18 protein-coding genes are annotated in these 22,884 nt (G+C 50.3%); 9 read left to right on the top strand and 9 right to left on the bottom strand.

The genetic code is table 11. The features are described 5' to 3' along the window. The first annotated feature begins 1 nt into the window (after nucleotide 1). Entirely contained in the window at nucleotides 2-2,170 is a 2,169-nt protein-coding gene (locus tag EHT87_RS31545; RefSeq protein WP_229320791.1) for an ATP-binding protein, read from the top strand. Nucleotides 2,171-2,258: 88 nt separating this feature from the next. Here EHT87_RS31545 and EHT87_RS01535 read toward each other — a convergent pair whose 3' ends face one another. From EHT87_RS01535 to EHT87_RS01525, 3 genes are all read right to left on the bottom strand, one after another. Next, entirely contained in the window at nucleotides 2,259-2,675 is a 417-nt protein-coding gene (locus EHT87_RS01535; RefSeq protein ID WP_229320789.1) for a hypothetical protein, read from the bottom strand. A 56-nt stretch (nucleotides 2,676-2,731) separates the two neighbouring features. After that, nucleotides 2,732-2,923, bottom strand: coding sequence for a hypothetical protein (locus EHT87_RS01530; RefSeq protein ID WP_124903153.1), 192 nt, complete (start codon nucleotides 2,921-2,923; stop codon nucleotides 2,732-2,734). An 84-nt stretch (nucleotides 2,924-3,007) separates the two neighbouring features. Then, nucleotides 3,008-4,228 (bottom strand): MFS transporter, encoded by a 1,221-nt coding sequence (locus EHT87_RS01525; protein ID WP_124903151.1) that lies wholly within the window; start codon nucleotides 4,226-4,228, stop codon nucleotides 3,008-3,010. A 199-nt stretch (nucleotides 4,229-4,427) separates the two neighbouring features. Here EHT87_RS01525 and EHT87_RS01520 point away from each other — a divergent pair, with 199 nt between their 5' ends. After that, complete coding sequence (locus EHT87_RS01520) at nucleotides 4,428-5,552, top strand: hypothetical protein (RefSeq protein ID WP_229320787.1); 1,125 nt, start codon at nucleotides 4,428-4,430, stop codon at nucleotides 5,550-5,552. Between the two features lie 41 nt (nucleotides 5,553-5,593). Here EHT87_RS01520 and EHT87_RS01515 read toward each other — a convergent pair whose 3' ends face one another. Beyond that, nucleotides 5,594-5,902 (bottom strand): nucleotidyltransferase family protein, encoded by a 309-nt coding sequence (locus tag EHT87_RS01515; protein WP_124903149.1) that lies wholly within the window; start codon nucleotides 5,900-5,902, stop codon nucleotides 5,594-5,596. A 19-nt stretch (nucleotides 5,903-5,921) separates the two neighbouring features. Beyond that, the gene (gene mutS / locus EHT87_RS01510) at nucleotides 5,922-8,615 is read right to left on the bottom strand and encodes a DNA mismatch repair protein MutS (protein ID WP_124903147.1); all 2,694 of its coding nucleotides are present in this window, start codon (nucleotides 8,613-8,615) and stop codon (nucleotides 5,922-5,924) included. 165 nt (nucleotides 8,616-8,780) lie between these two features. Here mutS and EHT87_RS01505 point away from each other — a divergent pair, with 165 nt between their 5' ends. From EHT87_RS01505 to EHT87_RS01495, 3 genes are all read left to right on the top strand, one after another. After that, the gene (locus EHT87_RS01505) at nucleotides 8,781-9,326 is read left to right on the top strand and encodes an RNA methyltransferase (protein WP_124903145.1); all 546 of its coding nucleotides are present in this window, start codon (nucleotides 8,781-8,783) and stop codon (nucleotides 9,324-9,326) included. 76 nt (nucleotides 9,327-9,402) lie between these two features. Then, complete coding sequence (locus EHT87_RS01500; protein WP_124903143.1) at nucleotides 9,403-9,852, top strand: hypothetical protein; 450 nt, start codon at nucleotides 9,403-9,405, stop codon at nucleotides 9,850-9,852. A 427-nt stretch (nucleotides 9,853-10,279) separates the two neighbouring features. Continuing rightward, nucleotides 10,280-11,566 carry a sensor histidine kinase gene (locus tag EHT87_RS01495; RefSeq protein ID WP_124903141.1) on the top strand — a complete coding sequence of 429 codons (1,287 nt, stop codon included), beginning with the start codon at nucleotides 10,280-10,282 and terminating at the stop codon, nucleotides 11,564-11,566. Nucleotides 11,567-11,616: 50 nt separating this feature from the next. Here EHT87_RS01495 and EHT87_RS01490 read toward each other — a convergent pair whose 3' ends face one another. Both EHT87_RS01490 and EHT87_RS01485 read right to left on the bottom strand, forming a co-directional pair. Next, nucleotides 11,617-15,396, bottom strand: a complete 3,780-nt coding sequence (locus EHT87_RS01490) for a PVC-type heme-binding CxxCH protein (RefSeq protein WP_124903139.1) — start codon at nucleotides 15,394-15,396, stop codon at nucleotides 11,617-11,619. A 29-nt stretch (nucleotides 15,397-15,425) separates the two neighbouring features. Beyond that, nucleotides 15,426-16,544 (bottom strand): Gfo/Idh/MocA family protein, encoded by a 1,119-nt coding sequence (locus EHT87_RS01485; protein ID WP_124903137.1) that lies wholly within the window; start codon nucleotides 16,542-16,544, stop codon nucleotides 15,426-15,428. Between the two features lie 299 nt (nucleotides 16,545-16,843). Between EHT87_RS01485 and EHT87_RS01480 the strand changes: the two genes are divergently transcribed. Then, a complete protein-coding gene (locus tag EHT87_RS01480; protein ID WP_124903135.1) occupies nucleotides 16,844-17,716 on the top strand; it encodes a helix-turn-helix domain-containing protein in 873 nt (290 codons plus the stop codon). 33 nt (nucleotides 17,717-17,749) lie between these two features. After that, a complete protein-coding gene (locus tag EHT87_RS01475; RefSeq protein ID WP_124903133.1) occupies nucleotides 17,750-19,090 on the top strand; it encodes a sigma-54-dependent transcriptional regulator in 1,341 nt (446 codons plus the stop codon). A gap of 62 nt (nucleotides 19,091-19,152) precedes the next feature. Here EHT87_RS01475 and EHT87_RS01470 read toward each other — a convergent pair whose 3' ends face one another. Beyond that, a complete protein-coding gene (locus EHT87_RS01470; RefSeq protein WP_124903131.1) occupies nucleotides 19,153-20,007 on the bottom strand; it encodes an alpha/beta fold hydrolase in 855 nt (284 codons plus the stop codon). 167 nt (nucleotides 20,008-20,174) lie between these two features. Here EHT87_RS01470 and EHT87_RS01465 point away from each other — a divergent pair, with 167 nt between their 5' ends. Further along, complete coding sequence (locus EHT87_RS01465) at nucleotides 20,175-20,684, top strand: DinB family protein (protein ID WP_124903129.1); 510 nt, start codon at nucleotides 20,175-20,177, stop codon at nucleotides 20,682-20,684. Between the two features lie 6 nt (nucleotides 20,685-20,690). On the opposite strand, the gene EHT87_RS01460 is transcribed toward EHT87_RS01465, so the two are convergent. Next, on the bottom strand, nucleotides 20,691-21,752 hold the full coding sequence (locus tag EHT87_RS01460; RefSeq protein WP_124903127.1) for a PA0069 family radical SAM protein: 1,062 nt from the start codon (nucleotides 21,750-21,752) through the stop codon (nucleotides 20,691-20,693). Nucleotides 21,753-21,930: 178 nt separating this feature from the next. Between EHT87_RS01460 and EHT87_RS01455 the strand changes: the two genes are divergently transcribed. After that, a complete protein-coding gene (locus tag EHT87_RS01455; RefSeq protein ID WP_124903125.1) occupies nucleotides 21,931-22,629 on the top strand; it encodes a hypothetical protein in 699 nt (232 codons plus the stop codon). Nucleotides 22,630-22,884 lie beyond the last annotated feature (255 nt).

Genomic DNA, 22,884 nt, shown 5'->3' with positions numbered 1-22,884 from the left:
TATGATACGTTTCTTCCGGATCCTGACTGCGGGTTTCCTGCTGCTTTTCGCTTTCGCCCAAACAAGCGCGCAGGTCATCAACATCAACACCCCCACCAACACCCGGTTTACAACTGAAAGTGTGTGGCACTTTCGCGCCGGCGACAGCACCACCTGGGCTAATCCGGCCTACGACACCCGCCACTGGAAAAAAATCAGCCCCCGTACGAGTCTGGTCGAAAACCCCACGCTTTGGCAAACCGGTCGGGGCTGGTTCCGGAAAACATTCCGGCTCCGGCAGCTCCCCAGGAACGGGGTCACGCTGACCATCCGGCAATTTGGGAGTTCGGTGCTGTATCTCGACGGCAAACGAGTGGCAACGCTGCGGCCTTTCCGGTTTGGTTCGGGCGGTTCCCAACGCATTTCGGTCCTGATTCCCATTCCGGTTGCCGATACCAGCCAGCACCTGCTGGCGGTGCGCTACGCCTTTCGGCGCGATCCCAACGTCAGTATGCTCATCGACAAAGAGCCTTTTGCGCTCGACATTGAACCGGGCGACCGGGCAACCGTCAATCTTCTGGATAACCAGCGGGTTTCGGCAGGTCTCTCCTATTTAATGGCGGGCTTATTCGGTGTCCTGAGCCTGCTGCATTTCTTGTTCTACCGCGCCAATCCTACCCAGCGAATCAACCGGATTCTGAGCCTGATGATGCTGTTTTTTTCGCTCATTTTTGTGGTCGACCTGATCAGTGAATTGACCGGCACCCTGTTTGCTAATTCAGTCATGGGAGCCGTCAGCTGGCTGGTTATGAACGGCGCATTTGGGCTGCTTCTGCTATCGGTTTATACCTACCTTGGCCGACGCCCCGGCTGGATTTTCCGAGGCACGCTGCTGCTGTTAACGGTGGACGTTGTGTACACCGTTTTTGTCAGTCCCGTTTCCATTTCCTGGATTCCTTTTGCGCTGGTGGTGGCCGAATACATCCGGGTTAGCTGGCTGGCGAAGCGGCAAAACCCCGACCCGGATGCCCGGCTGCCCTGGAAATCGCTTAAGTTTACGCTTTTTATGATGCTGGCCATTATTCCGGTGGCGGTTGGTGGATCCCTGCTGAACCATGCCTACAAGCGCGAAGGCCAATTCGACTGGCTAATGGCCCTGACGGTCGTCATGGCGCTCATTTCCCTCTTCAGCATTCCCGTGGGCCTGTCCCTTTCGCTGGTGCGCGATTATGCCCGGACGTACCAGTCGCTCCGCCAGAAACTGGATGAAGTCAACCGGTTATCCGCGCAGATGCTGGCCCATGAACAGGAAAAACAACTACTACTGGCCAGCCAGAACGAATTGCTGGAACACCAGGTAGCCGAGCGCACCAACGAACTGAAGCAGTCACTGACGGAGTTGCGGGATACTCAAAACCAGTTGATTCAATCCGCCAAAATGGCCTCGCTGGGCGAACTGACGGCCGGTATTGCCCATGAAATTCAAAATCCGCTCAATTTTGTCAATAACTTCTCGGAGGTCTCTTCCGAACTGGTAGCAGAACTGACCGAAGAAGCCGCTAAGACGGAGCGCGACAGTGGGCTGGAAGCCGAGTTGCTGGCCGATCTGGGGCAAAACCTGCGGAAGATAACCCACCATGGCGGGCGGGCTTCGGCCATTGTCAAAGGTATGCTTGAACACAGCCGCAGCATCACCGGCGAAAGGCTTCCAACCGACCTGAATGCCCTGATTGACGAATATCTTAAGCTAGCTTATCACGGCATCCGGACCAAGGATCACACTTTTGAAGCCACCCTGACTACGGATCTGGCTGCGAATCTGGGGCTTATTGCGGTTGTCCCGCAGGAAATAGGGCGCGTTCTGCTCAACCTGTTTACAAATGCTTTTTATGCCGTTCGGAAACAGAAGCAGAACGCCCCAGGCGGCTACAAACCCGAAGTCACGGTACGAACCAAACGCACAGAAAACCAGCTAATTATTCAGGTAAGAGACAACGGAACCGGTATTCCGCCAGACCTGCGACAGAAAGTATTCCAGCCTTTTTTTACCACCAAACCCAGTGGCGAAGGAACGGGGCTGGGCTTATCACTCAGTTACGACATCATCACCAAAGGCTACGGCGGCAGCATTTCGCTGGAAACCGGGGAAAATGAGTTTACCGAGTTTACCATCAGTCTGCCCGTTTCCTGATTGCTATTCTGAAGAGGGAAGGTAAGCGTATCGCCTGAAGATTTTCCCAGGTTTTGTTTTGAGGGAAACGGAAGGATTACGCATAAAATTATCGCCCGGCATCTTCCGCCTGCTTTTTCAAAAAATCATCAATTTGAATCACATTCCGTATGTCCTGCGGTCGCCGGGCCAAAATCTTCGTTTCTCTCAGGTCCTTTAAATGTAAAAACCGGATCGTGTTTCCGTGCGGATTAAAGCAGGTTCTGGAGCGGTTATAGCATTCTTCAAATTTAAAGTTCCGGTGTACGACAGTCAGCACATCGATGTAATTATTCAGACCGAAAATTTGTATTTGCGTAAAGTCCAGGGTCTTAACGTGGCTAAGTTCATCTTCTTCATAGCCCATTCCCAGAAGAGTGCAGATTAATCGCATCCCATTTTCGTGCGTAGCCTCCATCCAAACGTAAACATCTTCCGTTGCCCGGGAAAGCCCGTTGAGATACATGGCAAAACCGCCAATCACCATGTATTTTTACTGGCAACGCTCGGCGTGTTCCGCAAACAACCGGAAATCTTCGTTTTCTAAATCCACGGATGCGGCTTCATGGTTATTTTCCTTTCCCAGTTTGGGAATCCTTTCAACGCCCAAAGTCGGGCCTGCATATGAAAAAACTTCACATACCGCTCCTCGGGCGTATCTTTCAACCCATCGGCTAACTGTTTTTCATACGGATCATTCAGATCATCGTAAAAGACAATTCGCTTCTTTTCCATACCTTAAATAGCATCAATTTCCTCTGAAACACAAAAGGATGCCGTTTGAGCGACATCCTTTTGTGTTTTTTTAACAATATGGGCTCACAGCGGCCCCGTTACCAGCTCATCCTCCGCCGGAACGGTTTTCTTGCGGTCGTTGAACATAAGCACGAACAGGACCAGCACCACAGCGGCAATACCGGCGGGCACCAGCCAGACCGAGGTCCAGTCCACTTTGCCATTTACCGTGTAAATATCGGCTACAATACCGGCCAGTTTGGAACCGATGCCCATTCCAATCCCGTAGGTCGCGAGCGTAATGAGACCCTGCGCCGAGGATTTGATGCGTTCTCCGGCTTTGTTGTCGGTATAAATCTGACCCGTTACAAAGAAGAAATCATAACAGACGCCGTGCAGAACGATGGCAATGTAAAACATCCACTCGCCCGAACCCGCGTCGCCGTAGCCAAACAGCAGAAAGCGCGCAATCCAGGCCACCAGCCCAACCACCAGCATGTATTTGACCCCCAGACGCATGAAGGCCACCGGAATCAGCAACATAAAGAAAAACTCCGAAGCCTGACCCAGCGACATTTTATTCTCCACGTTGGTCATTCCCGAATCGGTCAGGGCCGGGTTGGCCATGGCGTAATAAAACGACAGTGGAATACAGATCAGCACGGACGACAGGAAGAAAATGGCAAACGACCGATCCTTCAATAATTTAAAAGCATCGACCCCCAGAATCTGCCCAATCGAGGCATTGGCACTGGCTTTGGGGGGCGTGTTCGGCAGCGTAAAGGAGAATAAGCCGAAAAACAGCGCGATGTACATCGCAATCTGGAAAATCGTCACCTGGTCGCCCACTTTAAAATAACCGACAATATTCGTGATGACAATCCACGCCACCGTTCCCAGCACGCGAATGCCCGGAAATTCTTTCTCCGGATTTTTCATGTGCTGCATGGCAATGGACGTCGTCAGCGACATGGCGGGGGCAAACGTGAGGCAGTAGGCTAAAATCTGCCAGAAAAACTGATCGGGATCTTTTTCGCGAATCAGGAAAAACAGGATGGCGGCACCGGCCAGATTCAAAACACCCAGCACTTTCTGGGCGGCAAAATACCGGTCGGCAATCAGGCCGATAAAAAAGGGGGCCACCAGCATGGCCAGCGAAAAAGCCGTATACGCATTTCCGACCTGATCGCCGGTAGCATGTAGTTGCGTAAAAAGGTATTTGCTCATCTGTCCGTACCAGGCTCCCCACACCGAAAACAGGAGAAACATCATTACAGAGAGTTGAATGCGGGTTTTGAGATTCATTGGGTTTACGTAGCGGTTTAAAGAATACGGTCTAGTCAGGGTGTCATTGCGGGTTTGAAGATAAACTAATTGCGTTAAGCGTCAAATGCCGGTGCCATAAGTTTCAATCAAATCCCCATTTTATACACTTCAGACGGCATCTTTTCCACTTGGTAAAAAGTTCGCTTCTTTCAGCATCGGCATTCGATACCTTTGGAATATGAAACTGATCTACGCTATTTTAACTGCCGCTCTGGTTTCGGTAGCCTTTGGGACACAGGCCCAGAAAGTCGACCTCGACCGCTTTTATTTTGACGCCGGTTATTTGATCCTGCCGAAAGAATACACGCCAGCCGACCATCGCACGTTTGGCGTCCGCGTGCTTTGCTCGCCTTCGGTGGCGTCGGCTTTTCCGGAGTCGGCGATTTATGAAAAAATCGGTTTGTCCGGTTTCCAGCGGGTCGAAAACAACCCGGCCGTCGGCATTACGGTCGAGTTTGGCAACGTCCGGTTTGAGAAAAGCGAAACCAAAACCCGCGTCGAAGAGAAAAAAGACAAAGACGGCAAGGTGACCAGCCAAACAACGTATTATACGATGACCGTTCGCTACAGTTTCAGTGGCAATTACAAAATTATCGGTGCCCGGACGGACGAAAAATCGCTTTCCCGCAAGGAAAAAGAGAAATCAAAGGACCTGCAAAACAACCGGTTTTTGCAGGCGGCTTCGCAGACCGATCCGGCAAAAAGCGTTACAACGAGCGGTTATTTTCCGTACGAGTTGTCGTACACGACCATCGAATACAAGAATCTGGCGGATGCCAGGCGGTATATCGAGCAAAACCAGCAAACCATTCGGACGGATCTGATCACGAAATATGTGACGGATGCGCTCGTGAGAGTGAACGAAGACGCCAATCGCTGGTACGGTTATGTGCCGACCCAAACGCGGGAGTTTCTGTGGATTCTGGATTCAAAAAGTCATCCCGAATACCCGATTCAGCAGGAAGCTATTAAAGCCGTGAAGGAGTTGTCCAAGCGGATGGCGGCCACGCAACCCATCGACCAGCTGGCCCGCGATCTTCAGCCGGTATTGGATTATTTTCAGGAATTGAAAACCAAATACCCCGGTTTGGACAAACGGAATCAGAAAATGCGGTATTCAGCTTTTTATAATCTGATGGTACTCAACTATTTTCTCGACCGTCCGGATCAGGCGATGGAAGAAGCCGATGGGCTGATCAAAAACGGCTATGATACTAAAGATGGTGAAAAATACCTGGGCTGGTCCGAGGAGTTGAAGCAAATGCTGGCGAAACACCAGATGGATTCGCGGCATGTTCAATAAATACCCACGGACTTTAAGTCCGTGGGTACATTTTTACTTCTTCATTCATAAAGCGGGATACGGGTTCGGTTGACTGAAGAAATAAAATAAGGGTTTCGAAGCGTATGCTGAGGGACCAAATCGACTGAACGGTTTAATAATTTTTGCAATTCTTCCTCCAGATTCCAAAAATTTTCAGCGTACCCATCGAACGGTTCCGAGATTTCAAAATCGATTAATAAATCTATATCGCTTTGTGTGGTAAACCGATCCGTACAGACTGACCCAAAAGCATACGCTCTTTTCACTTTATGATTTTTCAATAAAGCGATGAGTTGGGGCAATTTGGCCTGTAGAGAAGAATGGAGCATAGCGCAGGTAAATTACGGATTATTCGATCATCTTCAGCAACTCATTCAATTTCAACAACGCTTCGATTGGTGTCAGCGTATTGATATCCAGTTTGCGGAGTTTTTCCTTCACGGCTTCGGCTTTCGGGTCACCGGTTTCGAAGATTTTAAGAGTAATATCATTGTGTTTGGGCAAATCCCGCAATGTTTCGCGTTTGGTATCCGCCGAACCTTCGCGCTGGCTTTCCAGCAGTTGCAGAACCTCTCCGGCCCGGCTCACAATGCCCGTCGGCATACCGGCCATCTGCGCCACGTGAATCCCGAAACTGTGCTCGCTTCCTCCCTCCTTCAGCTTCCGCAGGAAAATCACCTTGTTACCCAGTTCCTTCACGGCCACGTTGAAATTCTTGATCCGGGGCAAATCCGTCGCCAGTTCGTTCAGTTCGTGGTAGTGGGTTGCAAACAGCGTTTTGGCGCGATACGTCGGGTGGTTGTGCAGGTATTCAGCAATCGACCAGGCGATGGAAACACCGTCGTAGGTGCTCGTTCCCCGACCAATTTCGTCCATAATCACCAGACTCCGTTCGCTGAGGTTATTGAGAATGCTGGCGGTTTCGGTCATCTCGACCATGAACGTCGATTCGCCCCGCGACAGGTTGTCGGAAGCACCAACGCGCGTAAAGATCTTGTCGACAATGCCAATCTCCGCTTCCGATGCCGGAACGAAACAGCCCGTCTGCGCCAGCAACACGATCAGGGCCGTCTGGCGCAACAACGCGGATTTTCCGGCCATATTCGGACCGGTAATGATGATAATCTGCTGGGTTTCGTCATCCAGATACAGATCGTTCGGCACATACGGTTCGCCCGGCGGCAGTTGCTGCTCGATCACCGGATGGCGTCCGTCTTTAATCTGCAACACCTTGGCGTTGGTGATCGTCGGTTTGACATACCGGTTTTTCTCGGCCACGCGGGCAAACGACGCCAGCACGTCGAGCACCGAAATCACCCGGGCATTTTGCTGAATGTGGTTCACATATTCGCCGGCCGCCAGCACCAGCTCATTGAACATCCGCTGCTCGATGCTGAAAATCTGGTCTTCAGCATTCAGAATTTTATCCTCGTATTCCTTCAGTTCCGGCGTAATATACCGCTCGGCGTTCACCAGCGTCTGCTTCCGGATCCAGTCCTCCGGAACACGGGTTTTGTGGGCGTTCGATACTTCCAGGTAATACCCGAATACCTTGTTATACGCCACTTTCAGCGACGAAATACCGGTGCGCTGGACTTCCCGGTTTTGCAATTGAACCAGGTAATCCTTGCCCGAAAAAGCAATGGCATGCAGCCCGTCCAGGTCGGCGTTGACGCCACTTTTGATCATACCGCCCTGGTTGCTCACCACCGGCGCTTCGTCGCGCAGTTCGGCTTCAATTTTGTCGACCAGAAACGTACAGGCATTCAGTTGGTCGGCGTATTTTTTCAGGGAAGAGGTGAGCGGCTGTTGCGACATAGCCGTGATCAGCAATTCTTTAATGGGCAGAATGTGCGACAGCGACCGTTTCAACTGCACCATTTCCCGCGGTGAAATCCGCCGAACGGCCACTTTCGAAATCAGGCGTTCCAGATCCCCGATTTGCTTCAGGTGCTGTTCCAGCGATTCCCGTAAACTGGGTCCGTCCGCACCCTGTGCCGCATCCGAATGACCATTTTTAAGCAGCTCAACGGTATTTAATCGTTCTTCGATCAACGGCTTGTCTTTCAACGGCAGCAGCAGCCATTTTCGCAGAAGCCGCGCGCCCATTGGGGTAACGGTCTGATCCAGAATCTGAATGAGTGGAATACCGCCATCCTGTTGAGAGGCTACCAGCTCCAGATTTCGAATTGTAAACCGGTCGAGCCAGACGTATTTATCTTCTTCGAGCCGGGTCAGCCGGACAATGTGGCCCACATCTTTGTGCTCGGTTTCATTCAGGTAATGCAGAATAACCCCGGCCGCAATAATTCCGTCGGTCAGCCCTTCGACGCCGAAGCCCTTCAGCGATGCGGTTTGAAAATGCTGGGTGAGCAGCGGATAGGCAAAGTCGTAGGTAAAGGCCCAGTCTTCGAGCGTGTAGGTATGAAATTTATCGCCAAAATACTCGACAAAATCCTTCCGATGCTTTTTGCAAAACAGTATTTCGGACGGATTAAAACTTTGCAGGAGTTTATCGGCATAAGCCGCGTTGCCCTGTGACGTTAAAAACTCACCCGTCGATATATCCAAAAAAGAAACGCCAAACAACGCTTCGGCCCCTGATCCCCTGGCAAAATGAACCGCAGCCAGGTAGTTGTTCCGGCGGGTATCGAGCACATTGTCATTGAATGAAACTCCGGGCGTAACCAACTCGGTTACACCACGTTTAACGATTCCTTTCGCCATCGCCGGGTCTTCGAGCTGGTCGCAAATGGCCACGCGTTCGCCCGCCCGCACCAGTTTGGGCAGATACGTATCGAGGGAATGATGCGGAAAACCGGCTAGGTCTTCGTTGGCTCCGCCGTTATTCCGTTTGGTCAGGGTAATACCGAGAATCCGACTGGCTTTGATGGCATCTTCGCCGAAGGTTTCGTAAAAATCCCCCACGCGAAACAGCAGAATCGCACCGGGATATTTTACTTTTATCTGGTTGTATTGCCGGTTTAGGGGTGTTTCGGTCGGTTTCTTTAGTGGCTTTGTTGTCGCTGCGGAATGTGCCAAATCAGTACTGTTTTTTATTCAAAAATACGCATTTTCAACTTCTAATCCTGAGGTTTATACGTCAAATGTCTTCCGGAGGCCACAACCGGTTAAATTTCCTGGTGAGGTCCTTTCTTTTCCGGCAGATAATTGCAGCTTTGCCTTTATTTCAAAAATACCAGAAAAATGCCCCGAAAAATTAGTCTCGACGAACTCAACCGGCTCTCCGTCGAAGATTTCAAAACCGTTGACAAATATCCTTACATCCTGATTTTAGACAACGTTCGGAGCCTGAATAACGTCGGGTCGGTTTTCCGCACCGCCGATGCATTCCGGGCCGAAAAAATCTACCTCTGCGGCATTACCGGTACCCCGCCCCACCGCGACATCACCAAAACGGCGCTTGGTGCCACGGAGTCTGTCGCTTGGGAACACGTGCAGGATGTCGTTGCCCTAATTGACGGTTTACAGCAGGAAGGCTGGATTATTGCCGCCATCGAGCAAGCGGAAGGCAGTGTCAGCTTACAGGATTTTCGGCCGGATGCCAACAAAAAGCTTGCGTTTGTGTTTGGTAATGAGGTTACCGGCGTCAATGACCACGTGATTGAAAAAGCCGACCTCATTCTTGAGATTCCGCAATATGGCACCAAACACTCCCTCAACATCGCCGTTACTGCCGGAATTGTCTGTTGGGATTTCCTGACAAAACTTAATAAAAACTTAACACATTGATTTTGTTTTTCCTGTTTCTTTCGTAGTTGTTTGTAGATTTTTTAGTTACCGCAGTACACCTTAACAATATTCCCATATGAAGACGAAAAAGAAGTCGCTGGCTGTTGAAATCGCCAGTTCTATTGAAACCAAGTTGACGGAGGTTGGCGAACAGTCTAAAAAAGTGAAGAAAGCGATTGAAAAATCAGCCAGTAAGCTAGCCGATCGAATCAGCAAGCTCTTTAAAAAGGAAGAAGAAAAGAAGAAAAAACAACTGGCCAAAGCCAAGAAAAAAGCCGACCAAAAGACTAAAAAGGTTGCCAAGAAGTTGAAGAAACCGGTTGTAAAAGCAACCGATAATGGCCAGTCCACCGCGCCCGTTCCAGCCAAAGAAGCCCCCCAACCCAAAGCGGCCACAACACCAAAACCGTCCGCAAAAACCGCCCCTGCTCCCGTAGCGAAACCGACCACAACCCGCCCAACGTCTACAACCCGCAAAGCGCCAACTCCCCAGGCTGCTCCGGAAACGACAACATCTGAATCATAAAAAGCACCCGTATTCCTGAGTAGTATTGCTATTTTGCGTAGGGCATCCGCTCTACGCTTTTTTTATTTCATCTAATTCCCTTTTAATCTGACAGTTATAGTATTTATTACCGAAGTATCGTGCAAGAGGAGCTTTTGCTATACTTTAATTATAAATTATTATTGATAAAAATTTGAATTATTGTTTATTATTCAATTACTTAGCATAAGTAGTTTACCTTACCCGCCGTCTGACAAATACTTAATCAGTATTACCTGTCTCTATCACATGAGCCATTATTTTGTTGGGTACACCCCAAGATGATGGCACTTCAGACCACTATTTTTCATAGTTTTTTGGTAAAAAAGTCTTGAATAGCTGACTTTTGGAAGATTCACTCGTCTAAACGGAGTATAGTCTATCAAGTCCACCTAATTTGACATATACTATGTCACGACTGACTACCCGTATTTTGATTGTTCTCTCGGTCCTGTCAATAATTGGCATGGTGTCAACGCAGGTCTATTGGGTGAGAAAAGCCTACGAATTGCGCGAACGGCAGTTTCTGCAATCCGTTACCAAAGCATTGGGCGAAGTGGCCCGGCGCGTGGCCCGGCCCGAAACCGGTATGCCCGTTGGCGTTCAGGTCGTCATGTTGTCGCCGACTTACTACCTGGTGAATCTCGATGCGCCCATTGACCCGGGTAAACTGGAGTTTTATTTAGGTGCTGAACTGGAAATCCACCAGATACTGACTGATTTTGAGTACGGTATTTATGACAACAATGCCGGTCAGATTATCTACGAAAATTCGTCGAGGCAACCTGCCGAATCGCCAGGCCTCGCAAAAACCGCTTCACGACCGGCTTCATCGCCCTATTATTTTGTCGTCCGTTTTCCCAATCAGGTCCAGTACCTGACGCAACAATTAGACAGCTGGATTCTAGCGTCTGTAATCGTGCTGCTGCTGACGTCCTTCTTCATGTATCTGTTTTACCGGATGCTTACCCAACGAAACCAGACCGAAGACAGGCGCGAATTTATCAACAACATGACGCACGAGCTTCAGACGCCCATTACCTCCATCAAAATTGCCGCTGACGTATTGTCGTCACCCAAAATTTTCGAACAACCGGAGCGGATGTTAAAATACGTACGGATGGTCCAGGAAGAAACCTTGCGGTTGCAACAGCAGGTCGAGACCGTTCTGACGGTAGCCCGTTCTGAAAACAAAGCAGCTTTTAAACTTCAGCCGGTTTCCATCGACATGCACGAGCTCCTCTATAATCTGGCGGAACGTCACGGCGATTACCTGCACCTGGAATTGGAAGCGCATTATCCGGTCATTCAGGCCGACCGTCTGCACCTGACCAATGTGCTGGGAAATCTGGTCGATAATGCGGTTAAATATACTCCTGCCAATCCGGTGATCCGTCTGCAAACCCGCAATGAAAACGGGCAATTCGTCTTTGTCGTTCAGGACAACGGAATTGGTATTGCCCCCGAACATCAACCGCATATCTTTAACGCATATTACCGTGCGCCAGGCGCTAACAACCACAGTGTCAAGGGATTCGGATTAGGCTTGAGCTACGTACAAAAGATTATAAAAGCGCACCACTGGAAATTAAGCTTAAGCAGTGCTCCCGGTCAGGGAAGTTCGTTCAGTATTCGCATCCCACAGCCCATCGTTCAACCCCTCCGGAAAAAGACGGAGTTAAGAGTTAAGAATTAAAAATAGGCTGACGCGTGCTGCGTCAGCCTATTTTTAATTCTTAACTCAATTTATTTGGCAACTTTTTCCGCGGTTGCGGTTTTCACCCGCATGATTCCGTTCATAATCCGCCAGTGACCGGGGAAGGTACAAACGAACGGATAGTCACCGGGTTGAGCCGGAGCGGTAAATTTCAAGCGGTATGTTTGTTCGGGATTTACAAGGGGCGACGCAGCCAGAACCTGGGGAATGGTCGGCACGTAATTTCGTTCCGCACCATCTTTCGCCGTAATCAGTTTATCCGCAGCCGCTCCAATAATTTCCAGTGACTTCGGTTTTCCAACTACGATGTTATGCTGCATGGCATCCGTGTTCTCGAGAATGATTTCAACCTGTTTGCCCGCCGTAACCGTAAATTCCTTTTTGTCAAACTGTAATGCTTCTTTGATCGGCTTGATGCGAATGGTCTCAACATTTGGGTCGGCTGCTGGCTCCGCGGCTACACCCCAGGCCTGCAACACCCGGCTCATTCGCTCACGGCTTTCGCTCGGAATGGTAGTCACCAGACTCGCAACAAACGTCTTGTCGGCATCTTTCAACGTTGCTTTCCGGCGTACTCCCCATCCCTCCGAAATTCCTTTGACAATTGCCGTGCTCCCTGCCGGATCGAGTTGTTGTGACAGCCGAAGCAAGGCAATGACCGAGTCGGCCGGTGCCGCAGAAGTGTAGTTCCGAATAGCCCGTTCGAGCACAAAAGCACTCATATTTTGCGGAGGACGGTACGTCAGTTTATGCGTGAACGTATTATTCTGCTCATTTCCTTCCGCCAGCACGTTACTGCCATCCACCGTAGCAATGACTGAATAATTGCCGGCTTTTTCGAAAACGACAGTAAAGTTCGTATTCCAGGGTCCGTTGTTTCCTTCCTGAATGGTAACGGTTTCACCCGGTTTCAGGCCCGCCGTATGTTTCTGGCTCACATACTCGACTTTTCGCCCCTGGCCTTCAATGCGAATTGCCAGTGGAATCGGCGTTCCTTCCGGAATGGCCACTCCGCCCCGGTTGGTAACCTCAACGAAAATCCGGGCTGATTCACGAACATACGGAGAGGAAGGCTCTGTTCGCACCTTCGTAATGACCAGATCCGGTTTATCACCGGCCGCAGCCAGTTGCGCAGACTGGGGCGATTGAGCCGCCATAGCCGCATGGTCGTGGTGACCACCCATCGTTTCTTCCGTCCTGGTTGCGTTTTTGCTGTTTTGTACCATTTGCTTCAGGAACGTATGCATCAACTTCCCATCATGGCTTGTCAACGCACAGGCGAAGGCATCGGGCAACCAGCGGTCATTCACTTCCCTGGCCGTATTCAGACGAGTCAGGATAGCGGTTTCAACGGTCGGGCTGGTCGGCATTTCCGACAAAGCCAGCAAGGTATTCAAAACCACCAGCGGCTCCTGGTCATTCAGCGAATTGGCTTGCAGCAATGCACTGGCCGCTGTTTCCGTACGTGGCAACACCTGGACGGCGGTTTTGCGAACACCGGCGCAGGCATGTTTCAAAGCCGCTGTTGCCACTTGCATCGCATTGGCATCCGATCCGTCCAGAGCGCCCAAACCCTGTAACGTCCAGAGTGCATGAATGGCCGACGGGTTGATACCAATTTCATCCAGCGTCTGGTCTTTCACCAGTTCCAGCAGTTGCGGAACCACGTCCTTTTGCCCTCTTTCCACCAGCAATCGCTGGGCGGTCTGACGCCAGAACATATTGTTGTTTTTCAAAGCCGCCACCAATTCCTGCGGACGATCCTTGCTCAACACCAACGGCGTATAGGCCGGGGCTTTCTTGTAGGCAACCCGGTAAATCCGGCCGTGGGTAAAATCCCGCAAATCGGTTTGGTAAGCATTTCCCGGACCATTTTGGGTACCTTTTGGCGTCGGATTGTGCTGAATGATATAACTATACCAATCGACCACCCACACCGCACCATCGGGGCCGACTTCGGCAAAAACCGGTGCCACCCATTCGTCGGCTCCGGCCAGTAGATTGAAGCCCAGCCCTTCGGTATCGTCAAAGTCGGTGCCGTTTTTCACCATGATATTCTGGTGCAAAATATGGCCGGTTGGCTCCGATACGAAGGCCACTTTGTTCCAGTAGCTTTTCGGAAAAGCGCGGGCGGTATAGAAATTATGCCCGGCGGCGGCCGTAAACCCGCCAAACACATCGACCTGCCGAACCTTCCCCGTAATCGGTTTCATGTCTTTGTGCGTATCCGTCCCCCGGCTGCCGCTGCCCATACCGCCCGGAAAATACCGGTGCGGAATAGCCATGTACCAGCCGTGGGAGTTGTTGGCCGTCGAGCCGAAGACGTCACCGGTTTCGTTGAAAGCCATACCCCAGGTGTTGTTGGAAGTGCTGGTAACGTATTCCAGTTTTGAACCATCGGGTTTGAAACGGAAAAAACCCTGACTAAACTTCAGGCTATCGGCGCCGACTTTGCCCACAAAACCGGAATAACCGATGCAGCCCCAAACCCAGTTGTCGAAACCGACGTGCAGGTTGGACGGGCCGGCGTGAGTGTCACCCGTCCCGAAACCGGTAAACAGAATCTTTTTCTCGTCGGCCTTGTCGTCGCCGTTGGTATCTTTCAAAAACAGCATGTGCGGTGCCTGTGACACCATGATTCCCCCATTGACGAACGCCAAACCGGTCGGAATACTCAGGCCGTCGGCGAACTTGGTAAACTTATCCGCCTTCCCGTCTTTGTTGGTATCTTCACAGATGAGGATGTAATCGGTACCGCCCGTGTCTTTTCGTTCGTTCGGATAATCCTTGGTAATGAGCACAAAAAGCCGTCCGCGCTCATCCCACGCCATCGCAATCGGGTGCATCACGTCGGGTTCGTGGGCAAACTGTTCCAGCGTAAAATCAACCGGCACCTGAATGTGTTTCATCGATTCCTCGGGCGAAAGCGGCAACTGGCGCATTTGCGGCCCCGAGCGTTTTTCGTAGTTCGGCAAATTGGCTTCCACATACTGGAACGGCTGTGGTTTCAGATCGTCGTGCAACTTTTTCACCTTGTCGCCCACCGCCCAGAGAATTCCCTGTTCGATTAAATCCTGAAAACCCGGCACATTCCACGTCCGCTGGTCGTGGCCGTACGCCGTGTAAAAAACCCGGCCTTTCCCGTAATTACGTGTCCAGGTATACGGTTCGGTTTTCTGCCCGGGCTTATCTTTTTCCTGATCGGCTTTGATGTCGCGCACGGCCAGCACATTGTTGTCGGCCTGAAGTTTTTCGTGCAGGTACGTTTCATCATACGCTTTAAACGGTTTCAGCCCCATGATGGCGGGGTGATTCGGCTGAACCGTCAGCGTCTGAATGGTATCCATGCGGTGACGCCAGAATTGCCCACCCACCATTTTGACATATTCCGGTGAATTTCGAAAGCAATACGAAGCACAGTGGACGGGAATCAATCCTTTACCACCTGCCACAAAATCGATCAGGGCCTTTTCCTGCGGCTGCGGAATACTGTCCCAGTTGGCGTAAATCAGCAAACCGTCGTATTTAGCCAGATTGTCGGCGTTGATATCCTCCAGCCGATCGGTATACGTCAGGTTAATTCCTTTGTCACCGAGTGCTGCCATCAACTCGGGAACCCGCTCGGCCGGCCGGTGGTGACCATTATCGCCCAGAAACAGAATTTCAGTCCGGCGCGGTTTGTCGGGAGTCGCTGCCGAAACACCCGGTCGGCCACCCATGTCACGCGGACTACTGGCCGGTTGCCGACGGGCGCAGTCGGTTAGCAAAACCAGCAGGCCCAGGGTTAGAAATAGATTATAGTTTTTCATATCGGGCTGTTATAATTCGTTGGCAACATCTAGATAGTCCCAAAATCCGGCAGATTCTTCAATTTTCCGCCGTCCATAGCCGAGTCATGGGCCAGAATTCCGACGCTGGTCCAGTTGGCCGACTGCACGGCATTTGGGAACGGGTCGCGGTTTTCGACAATGGCCGACACAAATTCGTGCACCAGGTGCGGGTGCGAACCCCCGTGGCCGCTGCCCTGGATAAATGACAAGTGGGCGTTATCTTCCTCATTATAAACCCCCTGTGTCGTAAACGACTGAATTTCTTCGGGCAGGTAATGGGCAAAATCCGGCACTTTTACCCGTTCCGGAATCTCGGGCTCGGGCTTTTTGGCCGTGTGAATGACGGGATCTTCGCCCTCAATCAAAGGCCATTCGAAGGATTTCAGCGACCCATATACTTCAAAACTTTCGCGGTATTGGCGGGCGGTATCGAACAGGGAGCGGTATACATACGCGGATAAGTCACTGTCTTTAAACTTGATATGCGCCGATTCGACCGCAAACGGTGAATTATAATGCGGGATCAATTCTTCCCGGATGGTTCCTGAACCAAAACACGAAACGTATTCGGCTTCCAGTTGCAGCAAGCCGGCCACCGGGCCAACGCAGTGCGTGGCGTAGTGCATAGGTGGCAAACCGGGCCAGTAGCCGGGCCAGCCGTCCATGTCCTGCTGGTGGCTGGCTTTTAAAAACTGAATTTTCCCTAACTCCCCTTTTTCGTATAACTCTTTGACAAACAGAAACTCCCGGCTGTAGACCACCGTCTCCATCATCATGTACTTCTTGCCGGTTTCGTTGCACGTTTTTACAATCTCCAGGCATTCTTCCACCGAAGTGGCCATCGGAACCGTGCAGGCTACGTGTTTGCCGGCCCGTAAAGCCTTCAAAGTCTGTTCAGCGTGGTTGTGAATGGGCGAATTGATATGAACGGCGTCTACCGCGGGATCGGCAAGCAGGTCATCAATGTTGTTGTAGCGTTTTTCGATCCCGAACGCATCCCCAATTTCATTGAGTTTTTCGGTGTTACGCTGACAAATAGCGTACATATTTGTCTGTGGGTGACGCTGGTAAATAGGGATAAACTCAGCTCCGAAGCCAAGTCCGACGATGGCAATGTTGATTTTCATACGTGTGTGACGGTTTTTCCAACCCGTCGCTCTTTTGGATTTAGTACCGATCTGCAACAACGTTTGAAAAGTTACAGCCGGAAATGATGAAATTAATTAAAAATACAAGACGATTGAACGCAAAAATCAGCGAGAAGAAACCTACCAATTCCGGCTTATTCCTATTTATTCTCAATCAATTACTACAAAAGTAAAAAACAAATCAGGATTCTTCTCGGCTTTTCTTGGCAAATACCGATTGTATTTTAACTAAAAAAGTTTGATAAATTTGTGAAAGACAGCAAAAGAGAGCAAAAGCCATGCGAAATGCCTTACGAAAAGACCTTGAACCCGTTGCCTCTTCGTTCATTGTAAAAGAACTTGTTGAACCGCACTTCGACCCGAACTGGCACTTCCACCCACACTACCAGTTATTTCTGGTGGAAGAGGGCACCGGAACCCGATTTATTGGCGATTCGATCAAGCCGTTTACGGAAGGCGACCTGGTTTTTTTAGGCCCGAACTTGCCCCACCTCTGGCGCAGCGATCAGGCGTTTTTCAAACGGGACTCCAGTCTGATAACCCGCGGCACCGTGGTGTACTTTTCGGAAGATTTCCTGGGCGATCATTTCTTTGAAAAACCGGAAATGAGCTTGATGCAACAGTTGCTGGAGCACGCCCGACGGGGTCTGGAGTGGACCGGACCAACCCAGATGCTGGTCCAGCAGGCTTTGCAAAAACTGGCAAATCAGCCCGTTGGCTTCAACCGGGTGTTGACATTGCTGAATCTGCTCGACGATCTTTCCCACGCCATCGATTACCGGTATATCACCAGTTTAGGCTACACCAATACCGTCAAACCGTCGGAAACCGACCGGATGCAGCAGGTGCACAATTACGTGTTGGGGCATTTTCACGACGATATTAGTTTGGATTCCGTAGCTGATCTGGCAGGAATGACCCCCCCGGCATTCTGTCGCTATTTTAAGGCGCGGGCCAATAAAACGTTTTCGGAATTTGTGTCGGAAATCCGCATTGGCCATTCGTGTAAGCTACTGATGGAAGGCAAATTGAGCGTTACCCAGGTCAGTTACGAAAGTGGTTACCGAACGCTTTCTAACTTTAACCGGCAATTTAAAGGCATTACCGGACAGACGCCGTCGGAATATGTCCGAACCGTTCGGGCGGTATAACTACGACGATCCTGTTTTGCTATCTTTGCGCCCATGCAAGGCACCATTCTCATTATCGACGACGAAGACCGGCTTCGTCAATTACTAGCCCGACTTCTGAGCCTTGAAGGGTATCATGTTCTGGAAGCCAACAACGCCCGCAACGGTCTTCGGGCCTTAGAACTGGAAGATATTCACCTGGTGATCAGTGATGTAAAGCTGCCCGACAAAAACGGCATCGAACTTTCAGCCCAAATTAAACAGCAGTATCCTGCCACAGAAATCATCGTTCTGACCGCTTTCGGGACCATCACCGACGGGGTGACCGCTATCAAAAACGGGGCATTCGACTACATTACGAAAGGTGACGACAACGACCGGATTATCCCCCTCGTCAGCCGGGCGATCGAAAAAGCACAGTTGCAGTTCCGCATCCGCCATCTGGAAGAAAAAGTAAATAAACGGTACGGTTTTGAGAGTATTATCGGTGAATCCAAAGCCATCAAACAGGCCGTCGAACTCGCCCGAAAAGTGGCCGTTACCGACACAACCGTCCTGCTGACGGGCGAAACCGGAACAGGGAAAGAAGTGTTTGCCCAGGCCATTCACCAGGCCAGTCCCCGCCGGTCGGGTGCCTTTGTAGCCATCAATTGCAGTGCGTTGGGGAAAGAAATTTTGGAAAGTGAATTATTCGGCCACCGCGCCGGAGCCTTTACGGGTGCCTCCCGCGACCGGAAAGGCTTGTTTGAGGAAGCGCACAAAGGCACCTTGTTTTTGGATGAGATTGGAGAAATGCCCCTCGATTTGCAATCTAAACTACTCCGGGTTCTGGAAATGCACGAGTTTATCCGCGTTGGTGATACGAAACCAACCAAAGTGGATGTGCGTGTGGTGGCCGCTACCAACCGCGATCTGGAACAGGAAGCGACTGCCGGGCATTTCCGACTGGATTTATACTACCGGCTTTCGGTATTCCGAATCGAACTGCCTTCCCTGCGTGACCGGCGCGACGATATTCCGGCTTTAGCCGATCAATTTGCCCGGCAAAGCGCCTTAAAGATTGGAAAGCGGGACGTACAGCTTAGTCCGGATTTTCAGCAAAAGCTTCGTCAACACGATTGGAAAGGCAATATTCGGGAGCTGAAAAACGTGATTGAACGAGCGGTAATCCTGGCAGACGGACCGGCCTTACTACCGGAACATCTTCCCTACGATTTATTGTATACAGGCAAATTGACGCCAGTAGGGCCGGTTTTTGATCTGACTCTGGTTGAAGAAAATCACATACGTCACGTGCTTCACCACACCAACGGCAACAAAGCCGAAGCGGCCCGGCTGCTAAACATTGGTCTGACCACGCTGTACCGGAAAATCACGGAATACCAGATTAGTTAAGCGGTAAGAGTGATGAGTAACTCGCTTTAGTCCGGTAACTCATCACTCTTACCGCTTAACTTCTAAGCCGTTACGGCCGAGTTGGAGGTAATGAACGAGACCAGATCTTCGTTCAATTCGTCTTTCTGCGTAAAATAAAGACCGTGCGGTTCGCCTTCATAAACCAGCAATTGCGACTGTGGAATCATTTCGTGCGTCCGTTGTCCCGATGATTTGAAAGGCACGGTCAGGTCGGCATCACCGTGAATGATGAGTGTTGGAACCGTGATAGCAGCCAGATCGGCCCGGAAATCCGTACCGGAAAAAGCCTTGGCGCATTCGATGGTTGCTTTTGGCGAACCCAACAACGCCAGCGTTTGATCCCACTTCAGGTGTGAATCACTTACCGGGTGATTGAGCATGTTGACACCGTAAAACTGCTTCCCGAATGTGGCCAGAAAATCAGCCCGGTCATCCTGAATTTTCTCCAGCATCTCATCAAATACCGACGCGTCGACGCCTTCCGGATTATCTTCGGTTTTCAACAAATACGGCGTTACCGCGCTCACCAGAACGATTTTTGAAATCCGGGCCGAACCGTGCCGACTCAGATACCGAACCACTTCGCCCCCTCCCATCGAAAAACCGACCAGCGTAACCTGTTGCAAATCCAGTTCATCCAGGACCGCTTTCAGGTCATCGGCCAGCGTATCATAATCATATCCCTCCCAGGGCTTCGATGATTTTCCAAAGCCCCGGCGGTCGTAGGCAATACAGCGCAACCCATGCTTTGGTAGTTCAGTCAATTGATACTCCCACATCTCGTGGCTCAGCGGCCAGCCGTGAATCAACACGACGGGATTTCCCGTACCCCAATCCTGATAGAACAGATTGACCGGCTCGCCATTGCGACCGGTTCCAGCTTGAATGTAACTCATAACGTTAAATAAGTTAAATGATACCGCCCTATTTACGTATTCAGCGAGAATATGGTTTTATATTTCGCAGAAACTGATTGACGGACCTAAATTTGTTCATGCTAATAAACTGGCCCATAATCCCATAGCAAGCATCGTCAGAATACCGGTCTATTTCTACCAACCGTATGATAAGTTCGCTCCTCGCCCGTTTGCAATTTCAGCCCGACGCTCTCAGTCACCTCCTGTCCGGTTTAACTGAAAACCAGATTCGGCAACGTCCGGCCGCCGACCAATGGTCTATTTTTGAGAATATTGCCCATTTAGGCCGGTATCAACAGGTATTTCTGGAACGGATGCGCATCATTTTAAAAGAAGACACGTTGACATTTGACCGCTATGTTGCCGATCAGGATCCGGAGTTTGAAAGCTGGAGGTCCCTGCCGTATCAACAAGTATTGCATAATCTTGCGATAGGCCGGTCGGATATACTCCATTTTGTTCATCCACTGACGGAAAAGGAATGGCAACGCACGGCCCGGCATCCGGTTTATGGAACGATGACGATTGAAGGCTGGACGGAGTTTTTCCTATTGCACGAAGCTCACCATTTTCTAACCATTCTAAAACTGGCGGGTCCGATTCGAATCGCTGGAAGCGGATCAAACCAGTTCGGGTCCAACCGGTTTTTCCATTGACAGGCGTTAATCGAATAAATTCAATTGCCTTTTCCGCAAAAACCGGGAGGTGTCTAATTTCGGAAAGGTTTGATTGGGCATGTATTTCTTAACCGCAATGTCATGGAACTGCCGGATTTGTTCGGCATATTTCCCTTCGCCCGACATGCGGGTTCCAAACCGTGAATCGTTCAACTGCCCGCCGTGGCATTCACGAATCTGGCTGAGCACCTTGTCTGCCCGGTCGGGGTAATTCTTACGAAGCCAGTCTTCAAACAGCGGTCCAATGGCTCCATTCAGGCGCACGATGGTATAACCCGCCCATAAGGCTCCATGTCGGGCAGCGGCTTCGATCAATTTCGGGATTTCCTGATCGGTCAAACCGGGGATGATTGGGGCCGTCATGACGCCCACCGGAATACCGGCATTGGCTAACTCGGCCACTACCTGCAACCGTCGTTTGGCGGTAACCGTCCGGGGTTCCATTACCTGCCGCAATTCTTCATTCAATGTTGTAATGGTGATTAACACCACGACGAGGTTTTGAGCCGCCAATTGTTGCAACAGATCCTTATCCCGCAAAACAAGCGCATTTTTGGTGATAATACTGACCGGATTGCGGTAGAGAAGACACTGTTCCAGAATCCGGCGGGTCAATTGAAATTGGCGTTCAGCAGGTTGGTAACAATCCGTATTGCCCGATAAATGAATGACTTCCGGCTGGTAGTTTTTCGACAGAAACTCTTTTTCCAGCAATTCCGGGGCGTTTTTTTTGACCATGATTTTACTTTCAAAATCAAGCCCTGCCGAAAAGCCCCAGTACTCGTGCGAATTCCGTGCGTAACAATAAATACAGCCGTGTTCGCAACCCATATAGGGGTTTACGGAAGCAACAAAACCAATATCCGGACTGTTTGGACGACTGACAATCTGTTTCGGAGTTTCAGCAAAGAACTGTGTTTTGACGGCCGGTTCCGGAAAATCGTCATCCGGAACAGTTTGCTCCTGGTCGGGTTCCATTTTCAGGACCTGAAAGCGGTTATGCGCATTAAACTGGGCTCCGCGTCCTTTGAGGTAGTCGTTCTTCATCCCATCAAGTCATGAACTAGTTAGCCCGTAATGATATAAGTAAAATATATAAGACACAACTAAAATATAAAGTATTTTATCATGGGGCCTCCGTTTGGATACGATCAGCTGTTAATTTTTCTTAAATAACTCCCTTACTTTGCCAACCTTTTCGTTTATAACGAACTTGCCGTCGATTATGAAACTTTTAGTTGTCTTCCTTTTCGTTTCCTACGCGTCATTGGCCCAAACGCCGAAGTATATTATTGGCAAAGTTCTGGACCAGGAAACCGGTCGGGGTGTCGGCAATGCCAGCATTATTAACAAGCGTTCACTAGCCGTTGGGCGAACCAACCAGATCGGCAATTATTACCTTCAGGTAAAACCCGGCGATTCGGTAGTTGTAACAAGTCCTACACACGGCCGTTCTGCTTTTCTTTGGGATGGAACCACGCAGCAGCCCGTGATGCGAATGAAGCGGCAACTGGCCGATAATGTCATTGAACTGGCTGAAGTAACGGTTCGGGGCAAACAGGAAGCCGAATTAAAACGGGAACTTGAACAACTCCTGAGCGAACCGGAAGCCAAACGCGGTGTGACCGGAGAACAGGTTTTGGATCGGGTAGCATCCGGTTCCGTCATAACCCTTCTCTACGAAGCCTTCAGCAAGCGGGCCAAATCGGATCGTAAAGCGCTGGTTCTCATGCAGGAAGACCGTCGGCACAAGCTGGCGTCGTACCGATTCGATCTGATTGCCGGTCGGGCAACTGATCTGACCGGAGATGAACTGGATAAGTTTAAGGAGTTCTGCCGCTTCGAAGATATGTTTATTCTGCAATCCAGTGAGTATGAATTAACCTTCGCCATTTTACAGCGCCTGAAAGAATTTAAACGCTAGGTCGCAACGGCTTATCGGGAAGATGCTAAAAAACCGGGCGATTTTCCGATAAGTGGTTTTACTTAAAGCACACAAAAAAGCCATGCGGGATTTCCCTCATGGCTTTCTGATTTACTCAACGTTATGAAAAACTTTTCTTTTCGATGCAAATATATACTATTAGTTAAGATATAAAATCCAAATAGGTCAAAAAAATTTTACGTGATCGGCTAAACTATTTTTAAACGCTCACTGTCAACCACTTAAACCGTTTAC

This window comes from Larkinella knui (genome assembly GCF_003858645.1).
Taxonomy (GTDB): domain Bacteria; phylum Bacteroidota; class Bacteroidia; order Cytophagales; family Spirosomataceae; genus Larkinella; species Larkinella knui.
Note: the sequence above shows the minus strand (reverse complement) of the source record. Positions and strands in the feature narration are given on the sequence as shown.